This is a genomic window from Pseudonocardia nematodicida, assembly GCF_040105385.1.
GTDB classification, from domain to species: Bacteria; Actinomycetota; Actinomycetes; order Mycobacteriales; family Pseudonocardiaceae; genus Pseudonocardia; species Pseudonocardia nematodicida.
In genome coordinates this window covers 16,483-42,603 of the sequence record NZ_JBEDNQ010000016.1, presented here as the reverse complement: position 1 = coordinate 42,603, position 26,121 = coordinate 16,483, and the positions used below count along the sequence as shown (strand labels likewise).

Genomic DNA, 26,121 nt, shown 5'->3' with positions numbered 1-26,121 from the left:
TCGCACCCCCTGACCGTAACCGCTCAGATGCCGAGCAGCGTGTGCCCGTGAGCGGTGAGGAACGTGCACAGGGCGCGGACCGGCGGCGTCGGCCGATCTCCGGACAGGTGCACCATGCCGAGCGGGCGCACGGTGCGCGGTGCACGGACGGGAAGCTGCACGACGCCGGGGACGTCCGGCCCGGCCGGCAGCAGCGCGACGCCGAGGCCCGCGCCGACGAGCCCGCGCAGCGTCTCCGTCTCGCCGCCCTCGAAGGCCGGCTGCGGCCGGAAACCCGCCTCGGCGCACCAGCTCTCGACCTGGCCTCGCAGGCCGTAGCCCGGCGCGAAGAGCAGGAACGGCTCGCCCGCGGCCGCGGCGAGCTCGACGCCGGCCGGGGCGGCGGCGAGGCGGTGCGACACCGGGACCGCCAGGCGCAGCTCCTCCTCGGCGAGCACGACGGCGGTGAGGTCCGGCTCGTCGGGCATCGGCGAGGTCAGCGCGACGTCGACGGTGCCCGCCCGGACCCGCTCCAGCAGCGCCGCGTGCGGGCTCTGGACGAGCTCGATCCGGATCCCCGGCGACGTGCGCCGCAGCCCGCGCAGGATCCTCGGCACGGCGACCGGGCCCATCGTGCCGAGGAAGCCGAGCGAGGCCCGGCCGGTGGCCGGGTCGGCGTCGCCGGCGATCTCCGCGGCCGCGGCGGCCAGCTCGGCGAGCGCGGCGTCGGCCCGGACGCGCAAGGCCTGCCCGGCCGCCGTGAGCCGCAGCCCCCGCCCGGCCCGCCGGAACAGGGCGACGCCGAGGTCGTCCTCCAGCCGCGCGATCGCCCGGGACAGCGTCGGCTGCGGGACGCCGATCTCCTCGGCCGCCCGGGTCAGGTGCCCGGTCCGTGCGACGGCGGCGAACCGGTACAGCGCGGGCGCGAGCGACTCATGCACTTCTGCATCGTACGGCGCGCAATCATGCATTGGACTCATCGTAGAGGTGGAGCCTACGGTCGTGTGCGATGACAACGACCGGGCGGACAGCGACCGAGCAGCGCACCGCGCCGCCGCACGAACGTGGCACTCCGGGTTTCCGCCGGCTCGGGGCCGCGCTGTGGCTGTCCGGGCTGGCCACCTTCGTGCTGGTCTACAGCGTGCAGGGGCTGCTGCCGACCCTGTCGGCGGAGTTCGGTGTCGGCTCGTCGACCGCCAGTCTGGCGCTGTCCGCGACGACCGGGACCCTGGCGCTGGCGGTGCTGCCGCTGTCCGCCGTCACCGAGTCGTGGGGCCGGGCCCGGGTGATGACCTGGGCGCTCGCGGTCTCGGCGGTGCTGGCCGTGCTGGCCCCGCTGGCGCCGACCTTCGAGGCGCTCGTGGTGATCCGCGCACTGCAGGGGGTCGCGCTCGCCGCGCTGCCCGCGCTGTCGATGGCGCACCTCACCCACGAGGTGTCGCCGCGGTACCTGGGTGGCGCGGTCGGACTGCTGATCGCCGGGAACTCGCTCGGTGGGCTCTCCGGGCGGCTCGTGGCGTCCTGGGTGGCCGAGTTCGGCGGCTGGCGCGCCGGGCTGGCCGCGGTCGGCGCGGTCTCGGTCGCGGCGACGGTCGCCTTCCGGCTGCTGCTGCCCCCGCCCACCGCGCCGACGCCCGCGCGGACCCGGCTGCGCGATCTCGGCGCGCCGCTGCGCCGGCACCTGACCGACCCCGGTCTGCTGTGCCTGTTCGGGATCGCCTTCCTGTTGATGGGCGCGTTCGTCACGGTCTACAACTTCCTGGGCTTCCGGCTGCTCGCGCCGCCGTTCGCGCTGCCCGGTGCGCTGGTCGGGCTGGTGTTCCTCGGCTACCTCGCGGGGAGCTGGGCGTCGACCGGCGCCGGGCGGCTGGGAGACCGGTTCGGCCGGCGTCCGGTGCTGTGGACCTCGGTGCTGCTCACCCTGGCCGGGATCTGGACGACGGTGCCCGACCTGCTGGGCGCCGTGCTCGCCGGGCTCCTGGTGATCACCGTCGGGTTCTTCGGCGCGCACTCGGTCGCCAGCAGCTGGGTCGGCCGGCGCTCGGCGCTGCTGGCCGGGGCGGTGCCGGCTCAGGCCGCGTCGCTCTACCTGGTCGCCTACTACGCCGGGTCCAGCGCCGGTGGCGCGGTGGGCGGCGTCGTCTTCGACCACGCCGGGTGGACCGGCGTCGCGGGCTACGTCACCGCGCTGCTGCTCGGCGCGCTCGGGCTCGCACTGGCCCTGCGGCGCATCCCGGCGCCCGCCCGGTAGCTGCGCCACTCCGTGGCTCGGCCCGCACCGCGACGCCGTTCCCGCGCACGGCCAGGTGCGTCGTCCGTGCGGGGCGCCGTCAGCGGCAGATCACCCAGCCGGATGCATCGGGTTGTCCGGCACGGGATGTCGCAGTCGCCCCGGTCGGGCGATGATCGACACGCCGGTCGAGGGCAGGCGAACGGGTGATCTCGCTACCACCACGGAAGCATCGCTCACCCGTGTGGAGTAGGCGACCCGGTGTCAGCCGCGCAACCCGGTCTGAGACGGTGGAGTCTCCCCAGCACCCCGAACGTCACCCGGGAGGAACCATGCGGAAGGCTCGACGCAAGCTGTCGAAGGCCGCCGAATCGTTCGTCGAGGCCCTCAGCATTCTCGGTGGTTGGAACCGCGGACGCCGTCGCGCGCGCCGCTGAACCAGCGTCAGACCGGCAGGTCGGTCGATCGCTTTCCACTTGCCACACCGGAAACCACTCGCTACGGTTTCCGGCATGGAAAGCGATCCCCGGGACGATCTTGCGATCATCGAGCGTGCGGAGGCGGCGCCCTACGTCAGCTACCCGGCGACGCCACGGTGGATGTACCCGGCGTTCGCTCTCTGGGTCGGCGCCTACACCGCGGCCTACGCGCTGCTCGAGGTGCACGCGCTGCTGTTCCTCGCGGTCGTCGTGGGCCTGCTCGGCGCGATCATCCTCGCGCTGCGGTGGATGCACCGCTGGCACGGCGCCCTGCCGCTGCCCGGCCGGGGCACCCCGCCCGCGGAGATCACGCGGGTCTACCGGCAGTACTTCGCCGGGATCGCGGTGCTCGTCGTCGCCGTCGTCGTGCTCGGCCTCACCGCCGGGATCGCGGTCGCGAGCGTGGCCGGCGTCCTGCTCAGCTATCCCGGTCTGCTGGCGTTCGACCGCGCCTACCACCGCGCGGCCGCCGCGGTCCGGGAGCGCCTGGCGTGATCGACGGCCTCGACCCGACCATCCACGCCCCGAAACGGCTCGCCGCGATGGCGGTGCTCGACAACTCGATGTCGACGTCGTTCCGGTTCCTCGCCGAGCACCTGCGGATCAGCGCGTCGGACCTGTCGAAGCACATGTCCGCGCTGGAGGCCGCCGGCTACGTGACCGTCCGCAAGGACGGCCGGGGCAGGGGTGCGACGACGACCTTCTCGCTGACCGCGGACGGGCGGCGGGCCTACACCGCGCACCGCGCCGCGTTGCGTGCGCTGCTCGACGAGTCGCCGACCGACGTCTCCGGAGGAGCCGGGCGCTGAGCCTCGTAGGCGTGCGGTACCGGATGGGCCGATTTGCTTAGCTTGTGGTAAGCAAATAAGAGTCCGCTTCCTCCCGCAACGCCAGGTGGCTCACTTCGTGTCAGACATCGCCCACGACACCGACCGGCCGCGCACCGTCTCCGCAGACCCGCCGCGGCCGCGCTCGGGGGCCGACGATCCGCCGCGGCCGCGGCGGTACGCGGTGTTCGCCGTCGTCGGGCTGGCGTTGCTGATGTTCTCGCTGGATCAGACCTCGGTCGCCACGGCGCTGACCACGATCAGCACCGACCTCGGCGCCGACCTCGCGTGGACGGGCTGGGTCATCACCGCCGCGGCGGTCGGCCAGATCCTGGCGTTGCCGCTGGGCGGGTGGCTGTCCAACCGGTTCGGCGGGCGCTGGATGTTCCTGGGCGGCGTCGCGCTGTTCACCCTGTTCTCCGTGCTCAGCGCGTTCAGCGGCAGCATCGGCCAGCTCATCGCCTGCCGCTTCGCCCAGGGGCTCGCCGGCGGGGTGATGATGCCCGCCGCCAGCGGGGTGGTCGCCTACCAGTTCGGCCGTGACCGGGACCGCGCGCTCGCGCTGTTCACCAGCGTGTTCCCGATCGGGGCGATCGCCGGTCCGCTGCTCGGCGGGGTCATCCTCACCACCTGGACCTGGCACGGGATCTTCCTGGTCAACCTGCCGGCCGGGATCCTGCTGCTGGCCGCGGGCGTGCTCCTGGTACCGGATCCGCCCCGGCCGGGGCAGGCGCGGATGGACGTGCGCGGGATCGTCCTGCTGGTGCTGACGCTGCTCGGGCTCATGCTCACCGTGACCCGTCTCGGCGCGCTGGGCGTCGCCGGGCCGAGCCTGCCCGTCACGCTCGCCTCGGCGGCCGTCGCCGTCGGGGCCGGGGCCGTGTTCGTCCGGCACACCCGCCGGCGGCCCGACAGCGTCATCCCGCTGCGGCTGCTCACCGGGCGCGGGCTCGGGAGCATGAACGCGGCCAACGTACTGTTCGGCGCGGTCGCGATCGGATTCTCGGCGACGCTGCCGCTCTACGCCCAGGTCCGCTACGGCATGGCGCCACTCGCCGCGGGGGTGATGCTGACCGGCCGCGCGGTCGGGACGATCGTCGCCTCGGCGCCCGCGGTGGTGCTGCTCCGGCGCACCGGGCACCGTCCGCTGATGCTGGCCGGGATCGCGATGATCGTGACCGGCCTGGTCGCGACCGCGGTGCCCCCTCCCGGCGTCAGCGCCGAGCTCTGGCTGCTGCTCGGGACGACGGTGCTCGGGCTCGGCACCGGCCTGGTCATCCCCGCGTCGAACAACGCGGGGATGCACCTGGTGCCGGACGAGGTGGCCGCCGTCTCCGGGCTGCGGATCATGTTCCGGCAGATCGGCGGGATCGTCGCGGTCTCGACGATCACCGCGGTGATCAGCGCGAGCGACCGGCCCGGCGTCGCCGGCGGTATCGCGTTCGTCGTGCTCGCCGTGCTGCTCGTCGGGGCGGGGACGCTGGCCGCGCGGGTGCCCAACCACCGCGGCCGCTGGTGAGGCGGCAGCGCGGAGCGCGTCACATGTTGCGCCGGTACTGGCCCCCGACCTCGAAGAACGCCGTCGTCAGCTGACCCAGTGAGCACACCCGGGCCGCGCGCATCAGCTCGTCGAACACGTTGCCGTCGCCGGTGGCCACGTCCTGCAGCCGACGCAGCGCCAGTTCCGCCTCGTCGCGGTGCCGGGTCTGGAAGTCCTCGAGCCGGTCGAGCTGGGAGCGCTTCTCGGCCTCGGTCGCCCGGGCCAGCTCGACCTCCTGTGGCCCGCCGTCGTCGTCGCCGGGCTTCAGGAAGGTGTTGACGCCGACGATCGGCAGCTCGCCGGCGTGCTTGCGGTGCTCGTAGAGCATCGACTCGTCCTGGATCCGGCCGCGCTGGTAGCCGGTCTCCATCGCGCCGAGCACGCCGCCGCGCTCGGTGATCGACTCGAACTCGCGCAGCACCGCCTCCTCGACCAGGTCGGTCAGCTCGTCGATCACGAACGAACCCTGCAGCGGGTTCTCGTTCATCGACAGGCCCCACTCCTTGTTGATGATCATCTGGATGGCCATCGCGCGGCGCACCGACTCCTGCGACGGCGTGGTGATCGCCTCGTCGTAGGCGTTGGTGTGCAGTGAGTTCGCGTTGTCGTAGAGCGCGCACAGCGCCTGCAGCGTGGTGCGGATGTCGTTGAAGTCCATCTCCTGGGCGTGCAGCGACCGGCCGGAGGTCTGCACGTGGTACTTCAGCTTCTGGGACCGCTCGTTCGCGCCGTAGCGCTCGCGCATCGCGATCGCCCAGATCCGGCGGGCGACCCGGCCGATCACCGTGTACTCGGCGTCCATCCCGTTGGAGAAGAAGAACGACAGGTTGGGCGCGAAGTCGTCGATGCTCATGCCGCGCGCGAGGTAGCTCTCGACGAAGGTGAAGCCGTTGGCGAGGGTGAACGCGAGCTGGCTGATCGGGTTCGCCCCGGCCTCGGCGATGTGGTAGCCGGAGATCGAGACCGAGTAGAAGTTCCGCACCTGGTGGGCGATGAACCACTCCTGGATGTCGGCCATCATCCGCAGGGAGAACTCGGTGGAGAAGATGCAGGTGTTCTGGCCCTGGTCCTCCTTGAGGATGTCGGCCTGCACCGTGCCGCGGACGTTTGCCAGCGCGTAGGCGGTGAGCTCGTCGCGCTCGGCGTCGTCCGGCTCGCGGTCGTGCTCCTGGCGGAAGTTCTCGACCTGCTGGTCGATCGCGGTGTTGAGGAAGTAGGCCAGGATCGTCGGCGCGGGACCGTTGATCGTCATCGAGACCGATGTGGACGGTGAGCACAGGTCGAAGCCGTCGTAGAGCGCCTTGAGGTCGTCCAGGGTGGCGATCGAGACGCCGGAGGTGCCGACCTTGCCGTAGATGTCCGGGCGGGTGTCCGGGTCGTGCCCGTAGAGGGTCACCGAGTCGAACGCCGTCGACAGCCGCTTTGCGTCCGATTCGGACGAGAGGTACGTGAACCGCCGGTTGGTGCGGAACGGGTCGCCCTCGCCGGCGAACATCCGCGCCGGGTCCTCGCCGGAGCGCTTGAACGGGAACACACCCGCGGTGAAGGGGAAGTACCCGGGCAGGTTCTCCCGGCGCAGGAACCGCAGGAGCTCGGCGTCGTCGTCGTAGCGGGGGAGCGACACCCGGCGCAGCGTGTTGCCGGACAGCGTCTCGCGGGTCAGCGGGGTGCGGAACTCGCGGTCCCGCACGGTGTAGACGTACTCGTCGCCCGAGTAGTCCTCGACCCGCTGCGGCCAGGCCGCGAGCAGCTCGGCCGACCCGGCCGGGAGCTCCTTCCCGGCGCGCTCCAGCGCGTCATCCACATCGGACCCGCCGACGAGCTGCTGCGCGGTGCGCAGGTGCTGCACGGTGCGTGCCGCGCCCGCCTGGGTCTCGGTGTCGGCGTGGTAGCCGCGAACGGTGCCGGCGATGTCGGCGAGGTAGCGCACCCGCTCCGGCGGGATGACGGCCGCGTGCTCCGACGACGTCTTGGTGTCCACAGCAGGCAGACGGCCCTCTGCGACGGTCAGTCCGCCGGCCGCCAGCAGGTCGCGCAGGTGCTGGTAGAGCGCGGTGACGCCGTCGTCGTTGAAGGTCGCCGCCGAGGTGCCGAAGACCGGCATGTCCTCCCAGCTCGCGCCGAACTCCTCGCGGTTGCGCACCAGCTGGCGGCCGACGTCACGGCGGGCGTCCTCGGCCCCGCGGCGCTCGAACTTGTTGATCGCGACGACGTCGGCGAAGTCCAGCATGTCGATCTTCTCGAGCTGGGAGGCCGCGCCGAACTCGGGCGTCATGACGTAGAGCGAGTGGTCGACGAACCCGACGATGCCGGCGTCGCCCTGGCCGATGCCGGGGGTCTCGACGATCACCAGGTCGAACGCGGCCGCGCGCAGCACCGCGATCGCGTCGCCGAGGTGCTCGGGCAGGGAGCCCGCCTCGGTGCCGCGGGTGGCCATGGAGCGGAAGTAGACGTGCTCGCCGCCGAGGGCGTTCATCCGGATCCGGTCGCCGAGCAGCGCGCCACCGCCTCGGCGCCTCGTCGGGTCGACGGCGAGCACGGCGATCCGGAGCTTGTCCTCCTGGTCGAGGCGGAACCGGCGGACCAGCTCGTCGGTCAGCGACGACTTGCCGGAGCCGCCGGTGCCGGTGATGCCGAGGACCGGCACCGTGCGCTGCGTCCCGCCGATCCGCTCGCGCAGTTCCTCCGGGAGCCGGCCGGCCTCGGCGAGGGTGAGCGCGCGGGCCAGCGTGGACGGTTCGCCGGAGAGCACGCCGTCGAAGAAGGCGGAGCGTGCGGAGCCGACCGTCGATACCGACGACGGTGGCTCGGCCGTCAGATCCGTGTCGCACTCCCGGATCATGATGTTGATCATCCCGGGTAGACCCAGGTGCTGGCCGTCCGCGGGGGAGAAGATCCGCGACACGCCGCGCGAGTGCAGCAGCTCGATCTCTTCCGGGACGATCACGCCACCGCCCCCGCCGTAGACCCGGATGTGCCCGGCACCGCGTTCGCGCAGCAGTTCGACCAGGTAGGAGAAGTACTCGACGTGGCCGCCCTGGTAGGACGAGATCGCCAGGCCCTGGACGTCCTCCTGGATCGCCGCGGACACGACCTCGTCGACGGACCGGTTGTGGCCCAGGTGGATCACCTCGGCGCCCTGGCGCTGCAGGATCCGCCGCATGATGTTGATGGCGGCGTCGTGGCCGTCGAACAGGCTCGCGGCGGTGACGAACCGGACCGGGTTCGACGGAACGTGCAGCTCGGTCATGACCCGCTCCTGGCGCCGGGGAGTCGGCGATGACCCGGCCCGATTTAGTTTGACATCCTAGTATCGGACGTACAAGAAATCGGGTGCGGCGTCACAGATCGTGTGGCGGCCGCGGCAGGCCGCGGCGCTCGCGCGTGGTGGTGCGGTCAGGCCGCGCGCGGAGTGGGCGGAGGGATCACCGGGTTCGGGGTCACCGGGTCCGGCGTGACGGGGGAACCCGTATCCGCGGGCTCCTCGGAGGCTCGGCCCGTGGTGCGCGCCTGCCGGGCGTGCCGGCCGGTGGGCCAGAAGGCATCGGCCGCGGGCACGGCAGGCCGGACGACGTCGGCCGGTGCCTGGCGGGCCCTCGCGAGCTTGCGCGCCCGCCGACGTTTCCCGATCATGCCGCCGACGAGCCCGATCGTCAGCAGTGCGAACCCGGATCCGATCATGAGCGGCACTGCGACGGCCGGGAATGCGGCTACCAGGAGGAAGGCCACGATCGGCCAGTACAGCAGCGCGCGCCCCGCTCCGCGTCGCGTCCAGTCGCGGTGTGGCGGCATGATCTATGCCTACCCGACGCGGCTGATCCTCATGCGCGACTCGCCGGATCGGGCGCGAGGTGTTTCGGGAGTTGGGGTGGGAATGTCATGAACGCGACATCGGGTCGCCACGCGGTCGATCCTTATGCGACCGATCTGGTCGCCGAGACCGATCTGCTCGCCGCGCTGCTGGCCGGAGCCGATCCGTCCCTGGATGTACCGACCTGTCCGGGATGGAGTGTCGCGCAACTGTTGCGGCATGTCGGGCGGGGTCATCGCTGGGCCGCGCAGATGGTCGCGTCCGGCGCCGACGAGGTGCTGGACCCGCGGGAGGTGGTCGGCGGGAAGCCGCCGGACCCCGACCCGGAGGCCGCCGCGCAGTGGCTGCGCGACGGCGCGACCGAGCTGCTCGACGCCGTCGTCGCGGCCGGGCCGGACGCGCCTGTGTGGACGTTCACCGGTCCGAAGCCGGCCGCCTGGTGGATCCGCCGGCGGGTGCACGAGGCCACGGTGCACCGGGCCGATGCGGCGCTCGCGCTCGGCGTACCCTTCGAGATCACCCCGGCGACGGCGGCCGACGGGATATCGGAGTGGCTCGACCTGCTCGCGGCCCGTCCCGCCGCGGAGGAGCCGCCGCTGCCGGAGGGCCGGACCCTGCACCTGCACGCGACCGACGACGGGCTCGGCACCGCGGGGGAGTGGACGGTCCGGGGTGCCGACGGCAGGGTCACCTGGGAGCACGGTCACGCCAAGGGCGACGCCGCGGTCCGTGCGTCGGCGGCCGACCTGCTGCAGGGCGTGCTGCGCCGGATCCCCGCCGACGACGACCGCCTGCAGGTCTTCGGGGACACCGCCCTCTGGCGCGACTGGCTGGCCCGCACCGGCTTCTGACCGGAGTGGCGCCGGGCTACCGGGCGGCGGGTACCGACGGCTCGCCGGTCCGCGGCCGCTCCGGCGTCAGCTCCACCTCCGCCGCCACGTCCAGCGTGGACGCCGTCCGTGGCCGCTCGAAGCGGCAGGTCGCGCGCCGCCCGTCGAGGTCCAGGGTGGCGATCAGGTTGCCGAACAGCGGGCCCGCGGTGCGCTCCCAGGTGATCCCGGCCTTCCGGACCCCGCTGCCGCGCGTCCAGCCCGTCGAGAGCCGGGCGAGCAGGCGCGACCAGCTGACCCGGAACAGCACCCGCATGAACCCGGGCACGATGTTGTGCACCGGCGAGCAGGTGAGCTGGTAGGCCCGCGAGTGATCACCACCGGCGCCGTCGTGCACGTCCGCGCGGGCCGCGTACGAGTGGTGGACGTCCCCGGACAGCACCGACACCGTCGCCGGGGCCGGGTGCTCGCCGCGCGGCCGGGAGGCGTCCCGGATCAGTTCGGCCATCCGCGCGAACGAGTGCCCGAACGCCGGCCAGTGCTCCAGGTCCGCCTCCTGCCGCAGGAACTCGGACGCCCGGGCCACGCGTCCGCGGCCGTTCGCGCCCTTCTCCACCGCGGCCTGCAGGTCGGAGATCACCTGGGGCAGCAGCCACGGGATCGACGTGCCGAGCACCAGGTGGTCCAGCTCGCCCGGACGCAGCGCCCGCTCGGTGATCCAGTCGAACTCGGCGTCGGACACCATCTTGCGCGGCACCGTCTCGACGATCCGGCCGTTGCGCGAGTCGATGACGATCAGCCGGCTGCGGCCGAGTTCCCAGCAGAAGGTGAACCGCTCGTCCTTGTGCCGCGCCTCCCCCTCGCCGGTCTCGCGATCCCAGCGGTCGGCCCGCTCGACGAGCAGCGGCCAGGCGTCGCCGTCGGCGGCCCGCACCGCCTGCCAGTCGGGGTCGGCGTCCAGCTCGGCCGGCGTGAGGTTGCCCAGGTGCTGGTGGATCCAGTACGACGCCAGGCCGGCCCGGATCCGGTCGCGCCACCACGGCAGCCGGGCCACCTGTGCGCGCCAGGTGCCCGAGGTGTTCCAGTCGTCCCGCACGTCGTGGTCGTCGAAGATCATCGCGGTCGGGACGGTGGACAGCATCCAGCGGACCTCGGGGTCCGACCAGGTGTCCCGGTAGAGGCCGGAGTACTCCTCGAAGGACACGATCTCGTCGTCCGGCCACTCCGGGCGCCGCCGGCCGCGCCCGGCGATCCGCCGCCGGGTCTGCGGCGTGAGCTCGTCGGCGTAGACCTGGTCGCCGAGCAGCAGCAGGACGGTCGGCCACTCCTCGTGCGGCCGGCCCGCCATCCGGGTCGCGTAGGCGTCGAGCGCGTCCAGGCCGAAGCGGCGGGCCTGCCTCGGATCGGCCAGCTTCACGTACCGGCAGGACCCGAACACGATCCGCTGACGCGACGCGCTGGCCGGTCCGCGGGTCGGGATGACGCTCGCCGGGAACGGCGAGGACGGCGGTGGCCAGGCCCGCTCACCGTCGAGGTGCACCTCGTAGGGGGTGCGGGTGTCCGGCTCGAGCCCGGTCACGACGACGATCGCGTAGTGCAGCCCGGCGATCTCGACGGTGTCGGCGCCGCACCCGAGCACCTCCACCCGGCTGCGGCGGTCGGTCTGTACCCAGACGAGGGCGGAGGTGTCGTCGACGTGCCGCAGCACCGGCCCGAGCAGGAGAGTCATCGCGACAGAGCGTAACGCCGCGCACCGGCTAGCGGGTGAGCACGAACAGCAGCGCCGCCAGCGCGAGCAGCCCGGTGGCCAGCGCGGTCGCCGCGACGATCGCCCCGCCACCGACGTGGCCGGGCAGCTCGGCGGTCAGCCGCCGGTGGGTCTGCCGGTAGCGACGCTCCGCGGCGACCAGCAGGCCGGCCGCGGTGATCAGCCCGACCATGCCGGGCAGCAGCAGCCAGGCGCTGCCGCCGGCGTCCGGGAGCACCCGGAGCGCGATCAACGAGCCGACGGCGAGGGCGATCGCCGTGCGGCGCCAGGCGAGCCCCGTCCGCTCCGGCTGGAGGCCGGCGTCGAACAGCGCACTCACCGGAACAGCACGCCCAGCACGACGAGCACGCCCGCGGCGAGGACGGCGACGGCCGTTGGCAGCGCCAGGATCGGAGCGGGGAGTGGCCGCGACCGGCGCAGCGCGCGTTCGGTGCCGTACCACCCGGCCCAGGCCTGCAGCGGGGTCAGCAGCCCGGCGACGATCAGCAGCAGCGAGGCGGACAGACGCAGCTCGGGGTGCAGGTCGAGGCCCAGCGCCTCCAGCGCCACGCCGGCGGCGATCAGCGCCAGCGCGGTGCGGATCCAGGCGAGAAAGGTCCGCTCGTTCGCGAGGGTGAAGCGCGGGTCGGGCTCCGAGCCGCACCGGAACAGCCGGGCGGGGAAACGGTGCGGGGACGCCGTGCCGGTCGCCGGATCGGTGTCGTGGGACGGGGTCGTCATGCGGGGTCCTCTCGTTCCCGCCGACCGTAGACCGCGACCGCACCCGCTCCACCGTCCCGGGGTATCGGGGGTCTCCCGGGACGGTGGCGGGACGAGGAGGTCCGGACGACCGGGACGGAATGCTCGTGGGGGGAGGTGAGCATCCCGCCCCGGTCCTGGGGAGGGGATCCGGACACCCCGAGATCAGGAGACCAGCGCGGGCAGCCCGGTGGTGCGGGGGCGGTGCTCGTCGGGCAGGGTCCAGTGCGCGGTCAGCGCGCGCGGGGCCCTGCTCTGCGGGGCCGCGGCGGGCCGTCGCGGACCGCCCGCCCGCAGGTGCGCCAGCCGGTCGAGGAGCGCGTCGACGACGATCGGCACGAGCAGCGGCACCAGGGCGTCGACGAGGTGCCGGCCGACGCCGACACCGCTCCGGTCGCCGGTCCCGTCGCGGAGCTCCGGGACCGGAGACCGGCCCGCGGCGACGGCATCGGCCGACGCGGGTCCGGCGGTGGACCGGTGGATGGCGCCGCCGACGATCCGCGCGGCGGACCGGCCGGACAGCAGGAGCTCGACGACCGCCCTGCGGATCTCCGGGTCGCTCGGCCGCGCGCCGTCGGCGTGCACCAGCACGCTGACGATCCCGCCGTCCGGTGCGCGTCGCTTCTCGGCGATGCGCTCGGTCAGGTGGTCCAGGAAACCGGCCACCCGGCCGAACCGGAGCAGCTGGTCCGGGGCGCCCGGTCCCTCGCCGTCGCGGTCCTCCTGCGGGCCGAGGAGCACGGAGGCGTCCTCGGTGAACCGGCGGATCCGGTCGGCGTCGTCATCGGGGAGCCCGAGCACGCGGGCGATCGTGCGGATCACGAACGGTTCGGCGTACTCGGCCATGAGGTCGCCCTGCCCGCGTTCCGCGAGCTCGTCGAGCAGGCGGTGCGCGAGGTGCTCCATGCCCGGGCACGCCAGCCGCACCCGGTTCGGGGCGAGGGCCCGCCGCACGAGCGCGTCGATCTCCCGGTTCCGGTCGCCGCCGCAGCCCGGTCCGGGGTCGGTGTGCGGGGCGTCGTGCCGCGGGGCGTACGCCGCCGCCGTGCTGCATCGAGAGATCATCATGGCTCTCGTTCCTCCGAGAGTTGCCGTCGCGGTGGTGGTTGACACCCGGGTGCCGTCGGGGGCCTGGCACCCGGGTGTCGGTCTGGGGTGGTGACATCCACCGTGGCGGGGTGCGGTGCGGAACGAAAGCGCTGCTGCACCCGTGGGCAACATCGGGACGGTGTCGTGCGCGGAGGGGCAACAGGGGTAGCGGTCCTTGACGACGTGGACACCGTCGGTGACCAGCTCCTACAGTATTGGCGATGCGCAATGCAACGGTTATCGTCGCCGTCGTGACGGGGTGACGCCGTGGGCCGGGTGATGGACATCGGCGCTCTGCCGCCCGCCGACCGTCTGGACGCCTGGCGGACGGGCGCCGACAGGTTGATCCACCCCATGCTCATCCTGACCGACGGACGTCCGGCGCACGGGCGGGTCGTCGTCGGCGACGACCTGGGGATCCGGACGATCCGGATCACCGGCGGGGCCTGCACCGTCGAGCGGCCGAGCCGGCTGATCCGCGGTGACGAGGCTCCCCAGCTGCACCTGATGCTCACCCTCGACGGCCGGATCGACATCGAGCAGGGCGACGCCGGTGCGCAGGTGGGGGGCGGCGGGCTCGCCTGGTACGCGAGCACGGAGTCCTACCGGGCGCACGCACCCGGGGAGTTCGACCTCCTGCACGTACTGCTGCCGGGGTCGGTGGGGCCGCTGATCCGCGACGTGCTCGGACCGCCGTCGACGGCCCTGCCGGCGCAGGAGGCGTCGACCCGCCTGGTCGCGTCCCTGATGCGCGGGATCGTCGCCGCCCAGGCCGTGTCGGTCGGCGGGCCGGCCCCCGGGACGCTGGAGGCCGCGCTGCTCGGCCTGCTGGGCGCGCTGCCGCGTCGTGCGCAGCGGCCCCGCGACGATCCCAGGGAGGCCCTGTTCGACACGGCGGTCCGCTACATCCACGACCACCTCGGTGAGACCGACCTGAGCCCGGCCCGGATCGCCGCGGCGGTCCCGGTCTCGGTCCGTTACCTGCACCTGCTGTTCGCCGAGCGCGAGATGTCGGTCGCGGGGTACGTCCGGGAGGAGCGGTTGCTCGGCGCCGCCCGGGATCTGGCCGATCCGGCGCACGCCCATCGGAAGGTGGGGGAGATCGGGCGTGCTCGTGGGTTCGTCAGTGCGGCGCACTTCAACCGGTCGTTCGCCCGCCGGTTCGGGCGCACGCCCGGCCGTCACCGGGAGTCCGGCGGTGGTCCGGCACTGCCGCGGGCGGGCTGACCAGCGACGACCGGGCTGCGCGACGACGACCGGGCCTCCCACATCGTGGACACCGCCGCGGCGGCCTCTTACGATTGGGTGGATGCATCGTGCAATCGTGGTCTCCGCGACCACGCCGGGAGCGAGGTCGTGAGCCGGGTCTTCGACATCAGTGCGCTGCCGCCGGAGGAGCGTCTGGCCGCCTGGCGGAAGAACTCCAGCGAGTTGATCCACACCATGGACGTGCGGGTGACCGCACCACCGACCCGCGCCCGTTTCGTGTCCGGTGACGACCTGGGGATCCGGACGACCAGGGTCATCGGCGCCGGGTCCGTCGCCGAGCGCTCGCACCGCCTGATCGACGGTGCGGACGACGAGGACCTGCTGCTGACGCTGACGCTGGACGGCAGCTTCGACATCGAGCAGGGCGAGAGCGGCGGCACCTCCCGGGCCGGCGACCTCGCCTGGTACAGCAGCGCCCGGCCGTACCGCGTGGAGGCGCCCGGCCCGGTCGACCTGTTGCACGTCATCCTGCCCGGGAGGGTCGCCCCGATGCTGCGCGACGTGCTCGGCGGCCCCGGTGCGCCGCTGCCCCGGGACGCGGCGTCGACCCTGCTGGTCACGTCCCTCCTGCGGGGTATCGGAGCCGCGCAACCGGTCTCCGCCGCGGGCCCGCCGGGCGGCGACCTGGAGGGGGCGCTGCTCGGGGTGCTCGGCGCCCTCCCCCGGGGCAAGGGAACGTCGGACCGCGGCGGCGACGAGCGCGAGGCCCTGTTCGACGCCGCGGTCCGCTACGTCCACGACCACCTCGGTGAGGCGGATCTGGATCCGGCCCGGATCGCCGCGGCGGTCCCGGTCTCGGTCCGTTACCTGCACCTGCTGTTCGCCGAGCGCGAGATGTCGGTCGCGGGGTACGTCCGGGAGGAGCGGTTGCTCGGCGCCGCCCGGGATCTGGCCGATCCGGCGCACGCCCATCGGAAGGTGGGGGAGATCGGGCGTGCTCGTGGGTTCGTCAGTGCGGCGCACTTCAACCGGTCGTTCGCCCGCCGGTTCGGGCGCACGCCCGGCCGCTACCGCGCGTCGGGCGAGCGGGACCTGCGGCTGGTGGGCTGAGCGGCTCCTCAGGTCTCCTCGAGCGCCAGCAGCCCGGCTCCGATCTTGCCCGCGTCCCCCTTGAACGTCGCCGGGAGGACCGGCGGGATCGGGCGCGAGGTGGGGGAGTAGGCGAACTCGCGCGCTGCCCGGCGGGCCGGGTCGAGGAGCAGCTCGCCGGCGTCGACCAGACCGCCGCCGATCACCACCGCCTCGAACTCGAAGATCGCGTTGACGCTCGCGATCCCGATGCCCAGCGCCCGCCCGAGCCGCAGGAACAGCGACTGCGCGGTGCGGTCGCCGGCCATCGCCGCCATCGTGACGTGCCGGCCGGCCACCTCGCCGCCGCCGTCGGCGGCCAGCGTCGCGATCATGCCGTCCGGGTCGTGCGCGGCCGCGCTGCGGCCCATCCGGGTCAGCGCGGTACCCGAGGCCATGGACTCCAGGCAGCCGAAGTTGCCGCAGCCGCACTGCGGGCCGTCCGGGTTGACGTTCATGTGGCCGACCTCGGCGCCCAGCCCGTGCGGTCCGCGGTAGATCTTGCCGCCCAGCACGATCCCGGCGCCGATGCCGGTGCCGACGGTCAGCAGGATCATGTCGTCGTGCCGGGTGCCGCCGAGCCGGGCCTCGGCCAGGCCGGCGACGTTGCCGTCGTTGTCGACGACGGCCGGCAGTCCGGTCGACCGTTCCAGCTCGCCACGCAGGTCCCAGTCCCGGTAGGCGTTGTTCGGCGCCCACCGGATGCGGCCGACCGGCCACTCGACCGTGCCCGCCGCCCCGACCCCGATCGCGGACACCCCGTCGCCGGCCGGGCCGGCACGCAGGTCGGCGACCATCCCCCGGAGGAGGTCGTTCATCGTGTCCGAGTCCGAGGTGTCCGGGGTGTTGCGCCGCAGTTCGGCGTGGACCGTGCCATCCTCGCCCACGATCGCTCCGGCGACCTTCGTACCCCCGATGTCGAGCCCGATCGCCCGCCGTCCGTTCGTCACCCCGGCATGATTGCGACCCTTCGGTCGTGGCGCCACACCCGCCCCGGGTTTGCGGACGTCGAAGATCGGGGAAAGGTGGACCATGCCAGTCTTGCGACGAGTTGCCCGGCCGATGCTCGCGGCCGTCTTCATCTACGGCGGTGTCCAGGCGCTGCGCTCGCCCGAGGGGCATGCGCAGGCGGCGAAGCCCGTGCTCGACCAGACCGCCCCGGTGGTGGACCGGGTCGTGGAGAACGCGCCGTTGGAGCGGCGACCGGACAACGAGACCCTCGTCAAGATCGACGCCGGAGTGAAGATCGCGGCCGGCTCGCTGCTGGCGATCGGGAAGTTCCCCCGGCTCGCCTCCACCGCGCTGGCCGCCTCGCTGATCCCGACCACACTGGCCGGGCACCGCTTCTGGGAGGAGACCGACCCGGACCGTCGAGCCGAGCAGCAGATCCACTTCCTGAAGAACGTCGGGCTGCTGGGCGGGCTGCTGATCGCCTCCGCCGACACGCACGGCAAGCCGTCGCACGCCTACGTGGCCCGCCAGGCGGCCGAGCGCGCGCAGGTGAAGGCCCAGAAGGCCCAGGCGAAGCTGTCGTCGTCCGGTTCGGACACGGGCGCCCAGATCGCGGCCGGTCTCGCCGGTGCGGGCACCTCGATCGCGGCGGCCGCGTCCACCACCCGGGACCGCCTGGCCGACGCCGCCGACGAGTACGGCCCGGTCGTCCGGGAGCGGGCCGCCGAGCTGGGCGGGAAGGCGTCCGAGCAGGCGGCGCACCTCGGCGAGGTCGCCTCCGACCGGGCCTCCACCTGGTCCGACCAGCTCTCCGCGGCCGCTCAGCAGGCGGCGAAGAGGGCCGAGAAGCAGGCCAAGGCCGCCGAGAAGCACGGCGCCAAGCTGCAGAAGGTCGTCGACAAGAAGGGCAAGCACTACCGCAAGGCCGCCGGCAAGACCGGCGAGCGGTGGCGCAAGGAGGCCGAGAAGCGCCGCGCCCGCTGGGAGAAGCAGGCGCAGAAGGCCGTCCGCCGGGCCGAGAAGCGCGCCCCGGAATACGCCGACCGGTTCGGCACCCTGGTGACCCAGGCGCAGGCCCAGGCCGCCAAGCTCGGGTCGGACCTGGCCGACCGCGCCTCGGCCGCCGGTGCCGACGTCGCGAAGTCGGCCAAGGGCGCCGCGAAGGACGCCAAGAAGCGGGCCGAGGCCGCCGCGCGCTAGAGCCGGTCCCCGGCATGATCGCCGGGATCGTGACGGGAGCACCGCCCGCCGGTGCTCAGGTCACGGTCCCGGCGATCACTGCTGTACGGAGCCCAGGACCTGCAGTTCGCCGTCGTCCAGGGAGCGCACCTCGAGGGTGACCGGGCCGGGTGCGGCCGGCGGCCGCAGTGCGTTCGCCATGAGGGTGAACAGCACCTGGGTGCGGGCGTTGGTCGTGGCCTGGTCGGCGATCAGGTTCGGCAGCATCGCGCCGGAGCGCTTGCGCACCGTCAGCGGCAGCGTCGACAGCGACGTGAGCAGCCGGTGCAGCCGCGCGACGTCCGCCGCCCGGCCCGCGAGATCGCCCTCGACGAGCCCGCGCAGCGCGGGCATCCCCCGGCCGGGCGAGCGCATCAGGTGGTCGGATGCGCTGATCAGCAGACGGCGGGCGTCGAGCACGAGTGCCTGGTAGGCGCTGTGCACCGCACCCGGGAAGCCGGCCCAGCCGAGCCTGCCGACCTCGCCGAGGGACTCCCGCAGCGCGGCGCCCGGCATCCCGCGGCGGTCGGCACCGGCGACGACGCGCTCCCAGCCCGAGATCCAGGCGTGCGTCTGGTGCCGCAGCACCGACAGGTTCGCGGCGGCGGTGTCCAGCCCGCTCCCGGTGCCGATCGCGCCGTGTTCGAGCAGCTCGGTCTGGGCCGCCCGCAGCGACTCCTCGGCCGCCCGCAGCCGCGCGTCCAGCCGCAGCACGCTGTCCGGGGCGAACTCGGCTGCCGCGCCGCTCAGTTCCTCGAGGACCCGGCGCTGGGTGCCGATGGCGGAGATCTCGACGGCCGTCGTCAGCGTCAGCAGCCCGAGACCGACGCCCGGTGCGGGCAACGGCCCGCCCGGGCCGACCGACAGCAGCGCCGACGGTCCGCCCGCGCCGCCGGCCGGCTCGGCGCCGGTGAGGCACAGCAGCGGCTCCGCGCCGAAGCCCTCCGGCAGCGCGAGCCGGAAGGTCACCCCGGGCTCCGGGCCGCGCTCGCCGTGCCGGGTGAGCCCCCGTGCGAGCTCGCTCGACCCGGACAGCGGCTCGCCCCACGGGCGTCCGGAGTCCGGGGCGGCGGGTCCTGCCGGGCGGCGGCTGAGCAGCAGCGCGGGCCCGGGCGGGAAGCCGGGCCGGCTCGGCCGCAGGCGCACGGTCCGTTCCGGTGCGGGCGGTTCGGCGGCGTCCGGGCCGGAGTCCAGCGGGAGCACGGTGCCGCGGGGGTCGTCCTGCTGACCGAGCATGTCTCTCCAACGACGTCACGGGCCGCGAGGTCACTCGACCGGCGGGCGGGGGCGAGCCGCGGTCCCATACTGCCCTGCGCGTTTCCCGCGCCGGGCCTCGCCCCGGGGTGCCCACTACCGGTAGAACTCCGGTGTGGGGACCGCATACGTGATCGGCACGTACGACACCAAGGCTGCGGAGCTGGGGTTCGCGGCCGATCTGGTGCGCGCGGCCGGGGTGCCGGTGTGCCGGGTGGACGTGTCCACCTCCGGCGCGGACCTCCCCGGGGCCGGGCCCGACGTCACGGCCGCCGAGGTCGCCGCGCACCACCCGGACGGCGCGGGCGCGGTGTTCACCGGCGACCGGGGGAGCGCGGTCGGCGCGATGGCCGTCGCCCTGCGGGAGTTCCTGCTGTCCCGCCGGACCGGGGACGCCGCCGTCGCCGGTGTGCTCGGGCTCGGTGGTTCCGGCGGTACCGCGCTGGTCTGCCCGGTGTTGCGGGCGCTCCCGGTCGGCCTGCCGAAGATCATGGTGTCGACGGTGGCCTCCGGCGACGTGGCGCCCTACGTCGGTGCGGCGGACATCGCCATGCTGCACTCGGTGACCGACGTCGCCGGGCTGAACCGGATCTCGCGCCGGGTGCTCGGGAACGCCGCACACATGCTGTCCGGGGCGGTGTCGGCCCCGGTCGGCGCCACGGCGGCCGACGACCGCCCGGCCGTCGCACTGACCATGTTCGGCGTCACCACACCGTGCGTCACCGCGGTGCGCGAGCGGCTCGGCGACGCGGTCGACCCGCTGGTCTTCCACGCCACCGGCACCGGGGGGGCGGCGATGGAGAAGCTCGTCGGCGACGGCCTGGTCGACACGGTCCTCGACCTCACCACCACCGAGATCGCCGACCTGCTCGTCGGCGGCATCATGGCGGCGGCCGACGACCGGCTCGACGCCGTCGCCCGGACCGGCGTGCCCTGGGTCGGGTCCTGCGGAGCCCTGGACATGGTCAACTTCGGTGCGGCCGCGACGGTGCCGGAGCGCTTCGCCGGCCGGGTGCTCTACGAGCACAACGCGCAGGTCACGCTGATGCGGACCACGGTGGACGAGAACCGGGCGATCGGGGAGTGGCTGGCGGGCAAGCTGGACGCGCTGACCGGGCCGTGGCTGTTCCTGCTGCCGCTGGGCGGGGTGTCCGCACTGGACACGCCGGGACAACCGTTCCATGATCCCGAGGCGGACGCGGCGCTGTTCGCCGCGATCGAGTCCGGGGTGTCCGAGCCGGACCGGATCCGCCGGGTCCCGCACCACGTCAACGACGCCGCGTTCGCCGACGCGGTGATCGACGCCTACCGGGAGGTGCACCCGTGAGCCGGTTCGGCCGCGACGAGCTGATGGAGCGCTTCGCCGGCATGGCCGCGCGCGGGGAGCCGATCGTCGGCGGCGGGGCCGGCACCGGGCTGTCGGCCAAGTGCGAGGAGGCCGGCGGGATCGACCTCATCGTCATCTACAACTCCGGCCGCTACCGGATGGCCGGACGGGGCTCGCTGGCCGGGCTGCTCGCCTACGGCAACGCCAACGACGTCGTCGTCGAGATGGCCGCCGAGGTGCTGCCGGTGGTGCGGCACACGCCGGTGCTGGCCGGCGTCAACGGCACCGACCCGTTCCTGATCACCTACCGGTTCCTCGACGAGCTCGCCGGGCTCGGCTTCTCCGGCATCCAGAACTTCCCGACCGTGGGGCTGATCGACGGCGTCTTCCGGGCCAACCTGGAGGAGACCGGGATGGGCTACGGCCTGGAGGTCGACCTCGTCGCCGCCGCCCGGGCGAAGAACCTGCTGACCACGCCGTACGTGTTCTCCGCCGGCGACGCCCGGGCGATGACCCGGGCCGGCGCGGACATCGTGGTGTGCCACATGGGGCTGACCACCGGCGGCGCGGTCGGGGCGGAGACCAGCGTGTCGCTGGACGACTGCGTGGCCCGGATCGACGAGTGGGCGGCCGCCGCCCTGGAGGAGCGGGACGACGTGCTGGTGCTCTGTCACGGCGGGCCGATCGCGATGCCCGACGACGCCGCGTACGTGCTGTCCCGCGCGCGGGTCTGCCACGGGTTCTACGGGGCCTCGTCGATGGAGCGGCTGCCGACCGAGCGGGCGCTGACCGAGCAGACCCGGGCGTTCAAGAACGCGGTGGCCCGGTGATGGCGCCGCGGGGGCCGGTGCCGCCGCCCGGCGGGGACTGGCGGCGCCGGATGGCGGTGCGCGGCGGGAAGGTGTCGCACACGCTGGCGTCGCACGGGCTGCTGGTGTTCCTGCTCGCCGGGGTCGTTCTCGGCCTGGTCGTCGGGGTGTCGATCGGGCTCGCGCCGCCGGACCCCGGCGACCCCGAGCTCGGCGTGCGGCTGATCGCCGGCGCCATCGTCGGGATGATCTTCTGTGCGGTTCCGTCGGTGCTGTTCCTGGGGCTGCCGGCGCAGACGCTGGCCCGGTCCTACCTGCGTTCCGCGAGCCCGGAGGAGCGCGAGGCGATGTCCCGGGCCGCCGCGCGCGCCCCCGACTACGTGCCGGACGGTCTGCGCCACGGTTCGCGCTGGGCGCGTGCCTACTCCGGCAGCGTCGGTTCGGTGACCGCCTTCCACGGCATCGTCCGGACCGTGCCCGACGGGCCGGCCCGCGAGTGGCTCCAGGAGATCGGGAAGCGGCTGGACACCGAGCTCGCCGAGGCGCTGCGGCTGGCCCGGCTCGGCGAGACGGTGGAGGCCGGGGCGCCCGGCGGGGACGCCGCCCGCGACGTCGGCGCGCGGCTGGAGGTGGCCCGCACCGCGTTCCACGACACCACCGAGCACGCCGCGTCGATCGCGCTGGACCTGCGTGCCGACTCCGGGTTCGACGACGTCCGCGCCCAGCTCGACCAGCTCGCCGCGCAGGCCCCGCACCTGCGCCGGGAGACCTGACCGTTCCTGCGAGGAGACCCGATGCCCCGCCCGTACTCCAGCGCCGTGATCCCGGCGCCGCTGGCCGAGGTCTGGCCCCACGTCCGCGACTTCGGCGGCATCCACCGCTGGCACCCCGCCATCGTCACCTGCGAGCTCGTCCGGGGCGCGTCCGGCGCCGAGATCGGCGCGCGCCGGCGGCTGACGCTGCGCGACGGCGGCGTCGTCCTCGAGGAACTCCTAGCGCTCGACGAGCGCGGGCACGCGCTGACCTACGAGATCCTCGAGTCGCCGTTCGCGGTGCGCCGCTACGTGTCCACCGTGCGGCTGGCCCCGGTCACCGCGGTCGGGCACACCTTCGGCGAGTGGTGGACCGAGTTCGACGCCGACGCCGCCGACGAGGGCGACCTGGCCCAGCAGTTCGCCGACGGGGTGTTCGCCGCGGGCCTCGGCGCGCTGGCGGAACGCTTCGCGTGAGGCCCGCTCAGGCGCGTTCGACGCGGGCGTCCGGGCCCGGGCAGAAGATCGTCTCGGTGCGGTCGTCCCAGCGCACCCGGTAGCGCGGCTCGTCGGTGGCTCCGGCGATCACCTCCAGCACCTCGCCGTGCCGGCGGCCGTGGTCCACGATCGCGGCCTCGACGACGATCCGGTCTCCCACTGCGGCCGTGTCGTACATCCCTGCCTCCCCGGATGGGCGTAGCCACCCACCATCCCACCGTCGGCAACCGGCGTCACCAGCCGCGCAGGTCGACCGCCCAGGTGTCGAGGACCTCGGCGTCCGGGCCGTCGCCGTCGACGACGTGCAGGCGCTCGTGCAGCACGACGGTCGGGTCGACGTGCGCGGGCAGGATCCGGATCCGGTCGCCGGCCCGCAGCGGGGTTCCGGGGGTGTACGTGAGGTGCTCGTCGGCGCACGAGACGACGGTGCCGCCGGGCACCGTCGGGTGGCCGTGGTCGGTCGCGAGCGCCTTGAGGCCGGCGTCGGCGACCGCCCGCCCCTCTCCCGCGAACACCACGGTGGACAGGACCGTGAGCGCCTGCCGGAACGGCAGCCCGGCCGCGGTGTAGGCGGTGTCCATCAGCGCGTACGACCCGGCCTGGATCTCGGTGACGAACGTGTTCATCGCGTGCGTACCGGTCCCGCCGCCGGACACGATCTCGCCGCCGACGTCGGCGTGCGCGACGCGCAGCCGGTCGGTGCACCCGGTGGTACGACGGGCGCGCTCGGCCGGGTCGGCGAGCATCTGCAGGTGGCCCTCGTAACCCATCACGCCCCGCACGGTCAGCCCGGCCGCGCGGGCGGCGTCGGCGAGCGCCCCGGCGGTCTCCGGCGTGGTGCCGCAGCGGTGCTGGCCGACGTCGACATCGACGAGCACCTCCCGGACACCGCCGTCGGCGGCCGCGCGCACGGTCTCGGCCGAGTCGACGGCGACGGTCACCCGGGCTCCGTTGTCGACGACCCGCCCGAGTCGACGGGCGTCGAGCACCTCGTTGGCGAGCAGCAGGTCGGTGCCGAGACCGGCCGCCGCCATGCCCTCGATCTCGCGGATCGTGGCGCAGGTGAAACCGTGGTGACCGTGCGCGGCCTGCCGGGCGGCCAGGGCGGTCGTCTTGTGCGCCTTGACGTGCGGGCGCAGCCGCGGGCCGGGCAGGGCCGACGCCATGTCGGCGAGGTTGGCCTCCAGCGCGGCCGCGTCGACCAGCAGGGCGGGGGTGGTCAGGTCGGCGACGCGCACGGGTCTCCCGGTCGTGACGAGGGTCGGGGCGCGGGCCGCGGCACCCGGTGATCACCCTGGGGGTGGGGTGGCGACGGAGTCAACAACCGCGTCCGCCGCGGTCGCATCGTCCGGTTCCTCCTCGAGGCGTGGGCGGCGCCCTGCGTGTCGCCGACCGGAGCTCGGCCGCGCCGCGGGTAGCGTCGCCGGCGGCTCGGCCGGGTAGCTGTCCGGGCGGCGACGACCCGGGGGAGCGACGTGGCAGCACCGCTCCCGGTGACCTCGTCGCGCGCCGGCACCTCGCCCTCGCGGCCCGCCGGGGGGACGGGGTGAGCGCCCTGTGATGGGACGGACGCACGCGCTGTCCGGCGCGGTGCTCGGACTCGGGGTGTGCACCGTGGTGCCGCCGCCGCCCGGGCTGGTCCCGGTCGTCGTCGTGGTGTGTGCGCTGGCCGCGTTCGCACCCGACCTGGACCACCCGTCCAGCACCGCGACCCGCGCGCTGCCGCCGATCACCTGGCTGCTCTCCCGGATGATCCGGGCACTGTCGCGCGCGGTCACCGGGGTCGCGCACCGGGGCCTGTCGCACTCGCCGGTGTTCGCCGCGGCGATCGGGCTGCTGGTGTGGTGGGCGACGGGTCACGTGCTGCCCGAGGAGACGGCGGTCTGGACCGGGATCGCCGCGGGCGCCGGGTGCTGGATCGGGGCCATCGGCGACGAGCTCACCTCGGCCGGCAACCGGTTCGCGTTCTGGCCGCTGGCCCGCGTCCGGTGGCCGGACTTCCTGCGGTTCCGCACCGGCGGGCCCGGTGAGCAGGTCGTCGATCTGCTGCTCACCGGGGCCGGCCTGGTCCTGCTGTGGCGGATGCTGGTCTAGCGAGCGCGCTCGAAGGTGATCAGGATGCCGTCGACACCGCCCGGGCCGATCCGTCCCTTCACCTCGACCGACGTGATCGCCTTGAGCTGCCAGCCCTTCCCGGCGTGCTCGTTGAGGATCTTCTCGAGCTTGTCGCCGGACATCTTGCCGCCGATCAGCCCCTCACGGAGCTCGACGACCTTGTACTCGTAGTTGCTCATGCCCGGTGCAACGCGTCCCGTGTGGCCGGAGGTTCCCGTCATGATCGGGGTCGGACTACGCCGTGGTGAGGAGCCGGGTCAGGGCTTCCAGGTGCGGGCGGGCCTGGGACTCCTGGTCCCCTCCGCGCCGGCCGATGGCGACCCGTACCTCCTCCAGGGCCTCGACGCCGGTCGTCCGCTGATCGGACGCCTCGGACGTGGGCCGGCCCGACCCGTAGGCGAGCTCCTGGTCGACGATCAGCGCCTCGACGTGGTCCGAGGCGAGCCCGAGCGCGTCGCCCCAGCACTCCAGCGCGTCCAGGTAGTGGAAGTAGTTGATCAACGACCAGCTCCCGTCGAGCTCGATCCCGGCGTTGCGGTGGAACCAGCGGCGCACGACCTGGTCCAGCACCGGCGCGGTGCGGTCGCGGTGCGCGGCCCGGTGGGCGGCGGTGCAGAAGTAGACGAACTTCGTGCCGATCGCCGGACTGAGGTGGTGCAGACGCTCGGAGGCGAGCGACGCGAACGCCGCCCGGGGTCCCTCGTCGCGCGCGACCCGGGCCACCGACTGGAACACGAATCCCGCCTGCGGGTTCTGGGAGAGCACGCGTTCGGTGCGCAGTGCCCCGTAGCCGACCGGGCCGTACCCCCACACCATCGTCGCGACGAAGGCGCCGATCGCCCGGGCCTCGCTCTCGTGCGCCGACCCCGCCCGCTCCGCGACCTCGGTCCGGTTGATCGTGTCGGGCAGCGACAGCAGGAGCAGCCGCTGTTCGGGCAGCCGGCGGATCCAGGCGTGGAGTCCCCACGTCGCCGGGTGCAGCGGGCGATCGGTGCCGTGCGCGCGGGGCAGGTCGCGCAGCGCCGAGGGAACGGGGTCCGGGGTGATCAGGTGCTCGTCGCTCATCGGGGGTCTCCTCACCGTCGGTGGCGGCGGAAGGTTATGGGCGACGGCATCGCGAACCAATCGATTCGGGGTGGAATCAATCGTGCGAGTGACGAGAACTGTCACCGACCGTGGGCGAGTCCCTTGATCACCGCCTCGGCCTCGCCGTGCCACGCCCGGAGCTCGGCCGCGGTCGGCGCCAGCTCGTAGGCGTGGTGGTGGGCGGCCCGGCTGAGCCGCGACCACAGCTCCTCGGCGCGCTGGCCCAGCTCCGGCTCGCGGTGCCGCAGGACGACGAACTGGGCCCGCCGGTTGGTCCGGGCGACGGCGGGTGCGGTGCCGGACCAGTAGTCGTCGACGCCGTGCTCCACCGCGATCCGGATCAGCCAGGTGCAGGCGCGCGGCCACACCGCGGCCTCCACCGCCTCCGGCTCCCGCAGCAGCCGGTCCGCCGCGTCGAGTCGCGCCCGGGCCCCGGGCGTCGGCCCACGGCGCTGGGAGTGCGCACCGGTCGCCGCCACGGGG

Annotated in this window: 27 protein-coding genes; 13 read left to right on the top strand and 14 right to left on the bottom strand. The window is 74.0% G+C overall.

All coding sequences use genetic code 11. From position 1 onward, the window contains the following. Window positions 1–23: 23 nt before the first annotated feature. On the bottom strand, window positions 24–920 hold the full coding sequence (locus tag WIS52_RS29745; RefSeq protein WP_349301740.1) for a LysR family transcriptional regulator: 897 nt from the start codon (window positions 918–920) through the stop codon (window positions 24–26). A 68-nt stretch (window positions 921–988) separates the two neighbouring features. Here WIS52_RS29745 and WIS52_RS29740 point away from each other — a divergent pair, with 68 nt between their 5' ends. The 4 genes from WIS52_RS29740 (at window position 989) to WIS52_RS29725 (ending at window position 5,034) form a co-directional block, all read left to right on the top strand. Then, complete coding sequence (locus tag WIS52_RS29740; protein WP_349301739.1) at window positions 989–2,230, top strand: MFS transporter; 1,242 nt, start codon at window positions 989–991, stop codon at window positions 2,228–2,230. A 491-nt stretch (window positions 2,231–2,721) separates the two neighbouring features. Continuing rightward, window positions 2,722–3,183 carry a hypothetical protein gene (locus WIS52_RS29735; protein ID WP_349301738.1) on the top strand — a complete coding sequence of 154 codons (462 nt, stop codon included), beginning with the start codon at window positions 2,722–2,724 and terminating at the stop codon, window positions 3,181–3,183. After that, window positions 3,180–3,497, top strand: a complete 318-nt coding sequence (locus tag WIS52_RS29730) for a transcriptional regulator (protein ID WP_349301737.1) — start codon at window positions 3,180–3,182, stop codon at window positions 3,495–3,497. Before WIS52_RS29735 ends, WIS52_RS29730 begins: the two co-directional genes overlap by 4 nt. Window positions 3,498–3,594: 97 nt before the next feature. After that, a complete protein-coding gene (locus tag WIS52_RS29725; RefSeq protein ID WP_349301736.1) occupies window positions 3,595–5,034 on the top strand; it encodes an MFS transporter in 1,440 nt (479 codons plus the stop codon). A gap of 19 nt (window positions 5,035–5,053) precedes the next feature. On the opposite strand, the gene icmF is transcribed toward WIS52_RS29725, so the two are convergent. Next, on the bottom strand, window positions 5,054–8,305 hold the full coding sequence (gene icmF / locus WIS52_RS29720; protein ID WP_349301735.1) for a fused isobutyryl-CoA mutase/GTPase IcmF: 3,252 nt from the start codon (window positions 8,303–8,305) through the stop codon (window positions 5,054–5,056). Window positions 8,306–8,451: 146 nt separating this feature from the next. Beyond that, on the bottom strand, window positions 8,452–8,847 hold the full coding sequence (locus tag WIS52_RS29715) for a hypothetical protein (RefSeq protein ID WP_349301734.1): 396 nt from the start codon (window positions 8,845–8,847) through the stop codon (window positions 8,452–8,454). Window positions 8,848–8,934: 87 nt separating this feature from the next. Here WIS52_RS29715 and WIS52_RS29710 point away from each other — a divergent pair, with 87 nt between their 5' ends. Beyond that, complete coding sequence (locus WIS52_RS29710; protein ID WP_349301733.1) at window positions 8,935–9,717, top strand: maleylpyruvate isomerase family mycothiol-dependent enzyme; 783 nt, start codon at window positions 8,935–8,937, stop codon at window positions 9,715–9,717. 16 nt (window positions 9,718–9,733) lie between these two features. Here WIS52_RS29710 and WIS52_RS29705 read toward each other — a convergent pair whose 3' ends face one another. From WIS52_RS29705 to WIS52_RS29690, 4 genes are all read right to left on the bottom strand, one after another. Continuing rightward, on the bottom strand, window positions 9,734–11,425 hold the full coding sequence (locus WIS52_RS29705; protein WP_349301732.1) for an alkaline phosphatase D family protein: 1,692 nt from the start codon (window positions 11,423–11,425) through the stop codon (window positions 9,734–9,736). Window positions 11,426–11,453: 28 nt separating this feature from the next. Further along, window positions 11,454–11,783 carry a DUF202 domain-containing protein gene (locus WIS52_RS29700; protein WP_349301731.1) on the bottom strand — a complete coding sequence of 110 codons (330 nt, stop codon included), beginning with the start codon at window positions 11,781–11,783 and terminating at the stop codon, window positions 11,454–11,456. Beyond that, window positions 11,780–12,184 (bottom strand): YidH family protein, encoded by a 405-nt coding sequence (locus WIS52_RS29695; RefSeq protein ID WP_349301730.1) that lies wholly within the window; start codon window positions 12,182–12,184, stop codon window positions 11,780–11,782. Before WIS52_RS29695 ends, WIS52_RS29700 begins: the two co-directional genes overlap by 4 nt. A gap of 183 nt (window positions 12,185–12,367) precedes the next feature. Beyond that, window positions 12,368–13,270 (bottom strand): hypothetical protein, encoded by a 903-nt coding sequence (locus WIS52_RS29690; protein ID WP_349301729.1) that lies wholly within the window; start codon window positions 13,268–13,270, stop codon window positions 12,368–12,370. Between the two features lie 375 nt (window positions 13,271–13,645). Here WIS52_RS29690 and WIS52_RS29685 point away from each other — a divergent pair, with 375 nt between their 5' ends. Both WIS52_RS29685 and WIS52_RS29680 read left to right on the top strand, forming a co-directional pair. Next, window positions 13,646–14,518 (top strand): helix-turn-helix domain-containing protein, encoded by an 873-nt coding sequence (locus tag WIS52_RS29685; protein ID WP_349301728.1) that lies wholly within the window; start codon window positions 13,646–13,648, stop codon window positions 14,516–14,518. Between the two features lie 129 nt (window positions 14,519–14,647). Then, window positions 14,648–15,610, top strand: a complete 963-nt coding sequence (locus tag WIS52_RS29680; protein ID WP_349301727.1) for a helix-turn-helix domain-containing protein — start codon at window positions 14,648–14,650, stop codon at window positions 15,608–15,610. Window positions 15,611–15,618: 8 nt separating this feature from the next. On the opposite strand, the gene WIS52_RS29675 is transcribed toward WIS52_RS29680, so the two are convergent. Then, window positions 15,619–16,578 (bottom strand): ROK family protein, encoded by a 960-nt coding sequence (locus WIS52_RS29675; RefSeq protein ID WP_349301726.1) that lies wholly within the window; start codon window positions 16,576–16,578, stop codon window positions 15,619–15,621. 91 nt (window positions 16,579–16,669) lie between these two features. Between WIS52_RS29675 and WIS52_RS29670 the strand changes: the two genes are divergently transcribed. Next, a complete protein-coding gene (locus WIS52_RS29670) occupies window positions 16,670–17,779 on the top strand; it encodes a DoxX family protein (RefSeq protein WP_349301725.1) in 1,110 nt (369 codons plus the stop codon). A 75-nt stretch (window positions 17,780–17,854) separates the two neighbouring features. Here the strand turns inward: WIS52_RS29670 and WIS52_RS29665 are convergent, their stop codons facing one another. Further along, window positions 17,855–19,033, bottom strand: a complete 1,179-nt coding sequence (locus WIS52_RS29665) for a hypothetical protein (RefSeq protein ID WP_349301724.1) — start codon at window positions 19,031–19,033, stop codon at window positions 17,855–17,857. Between the two features lie 133 nt (window positions 19,034–19,166). On the opposite strand from WIS52_RS29665, the gene WIS52_RS29660 reads away from it, so the two are divergent. Genes WIS52_RS29660 through WIS52_RS29645 form a run of 4 tightly spaced genes read left to right on the top strand, consistent with a single transcriptional unit; the run spans window position 19,167 to window position 22,416 of the window. Then, a complete protein-coding gene (locus tag WIS52_RS29660) occupies window positions 19,167–20,378 on the top strand; it encodes a Tm-1-like ATP-binding domain-containing protein (RefSeq protein ID WP_349301723.1) in 1,212 nt (403 codons plus the stop codon). 23 nt (window positions 20,379–20,401) lie between these two features. Further along, window positions 20,402–21,208, top strand: a complete 807-nt coding sequence (locus tag WIS52_RS29655) for a phosphoenolpyruvate hydrolase family protein (protein WP_349301805.1) — start codon at window positions 20,402–20,404, stop codon at window positions 21,206–21,208. Next, on the top strand, window positions 21,208–21,960 hold the full coding sequence (locus WIS52_RS29650) for a hypothetical protein (protein ID WP_349301722.1): 753 nt from the start codon (window positions 21,208–21,210) through the stop codon (window positions 21,958–21,960). Before WIS52_RS29655 ends, WIS52_RS29650 begins: the two co-directional genes overlap by 1 nt. A gap of 21 nt (window positions 21,961–21,981) precedes the next feature. After that, window positions 21,982–22,416: an SRPBCC family protein gene (locus tag WIS52_RS29645; RefSeq protein WP_349301721.1), complete on the top strand. Its 435-nt coding sequence runs from the start codon at window positions 21,982–21,984 to the stop codon at window positions 22,414–22,416. A 7-nt stretch (window positions 22,417–22,423) separates the two neighbouring features. On the opposite strand, the gene WIS52_RS29640 is transcribed toward WIS52_RS29645, so the two are convergent. Both WIS52_RS29640 and WIS52_RS29635 read right to left on the bottom strand, forming a co-directional pair. Beyond that, entirely contained in the window at window positions 22,424–22,615 is a 192-nt protein-coding gene (locus tag WIS52_RS29640; RefSeq protein ID WP_349301720.1) for a DUF1918 domain-containing protein, read from the bottom strand. A 55-nt stretch (window positions 22,616–22,670) separates the two neighbouring features. Further along, a complete protein-coding gene (locus WIS52_RS29635) occupies window positions 22,671–23,675 on the bottom strand; it encodes an alanine racemase (RefSeq protein ID WP_349301719.1) in 1,005 nt (334 codons plus the stop codon). A 322-nt stretch (window positions 23,676–23,997) separates the two neighbouring features. On the opposite strand from WIS52_RS29635, the gene WIS52_RS29630 reads away from it, so the two are divergent. Then, complete coding sequence (locus WIS52_RS29630) at window positions 23,998–24,531, top strand: metal-dependent hydrolase (protein ID WP_349301718.1); 534 nt, start codon at window positions 23,998–24,000, stop codon at window positions 24,529–24,531. Here the strand turns inward: WIS52_RS29630 and WIS52_RS29625 are convergent. The 3 genes from WIS52_RS29625 to WIS52_RS29615 form a co-directional block, all read right to left on the bottom strand. Further along, the gene (locus WIS52_RS29625) at window positions 24,528–24,731 is read right to left on the bottom strand and encodes a DUF4177 domain-containing protein (RefSeq protein WP_349301717.1); all 204 of its coding nucleotides are present in this window, start codon (window positions 24,729–24,731) and stop codon (window positions 24,528–24,530) included. The genes WIS52_RS29630 and WIS52_RS29625 overlap by 4 nt on opposite strands. A gap of 55 nt (window positions 24,732–24,786) precedes the next feature. Then, complete coding sequence (locus WIS52_RS29620; protein ID WP_349301716.1) at window positions 24,787–25,617, bottom strand: 8-oxoguanine DNA glycosylase OGG fold protein; 831 nt, start codon at window positions 25,615–25,617, stop codon at window positions 24,787–24,789. A 101-nt stretch (window positions 25,618–25,718) separates the two neighbouring features. Beyond that, on the bottom strand, window positions 25,719–26,117 hold the full coding sequence (locus WIS52_RS29615; RefSeq protein WP_349301715.1) for a hypothetical protein: 399 nt from the start codon (window positions 26,115–26,117) through the stop codon (window positions 25,719–25,721). Window positions 26,118–26,121: the final 4 nt, after the last annotated feature.